Raw genomic sequence first — 255 nt, 5'->3', positions numbered from 1 at the left:
AAAGTACCTTTTTACGTTGCTTAAACCGTTTAGAAGAGTTTCAAGCAGGAAAAGTGGTTATTAATGGTGATGACTTATCTGATCCTAAGGTTAATCTAAATATGGTTAGAACCCACGTAGGTATGGTGTTCCAGCATTTTAATTTATTCCCTCATATGACAGTTCTGGATAATTTAACCATTGCTCCGATTAAGGTATTAAATATGCCTAAAGAAAAGGCCGAAGAGATAGCGAAAAAGTATTTAGGAAAAGTTG

Annotated in this window: 1 protein-coding gene; it reads left to right on the top strand. The window is 34.5% G+C overall.

Annotated features, from left to right (window positions below; all coding sequences use genetic code 11):
* The coding region (locus TEPIDINF_RS15305) for an ATP-binding cassette domain-containing protein (protein WP_421692413.1) at positions 1-255 on the top strand (255 nt) is incomplete at both ends.

Source organism: Tepidibacillus infernus, assembly GCF_048898065.1.
In the GTDB taxonomy this organism is placed as follows: domain Bacteria; phylum Bacillota; class Bacilli; order Tepidibacillales; family Tepidibacillaceae; genus Tepidibacillus_B; species Tepidibacillus_B infernus.
The sequence above is the reverse complement of the archived record's forward strand: the minus strand, read 5'-3'. Positions and strand labels throughout refer to the sequence as shown.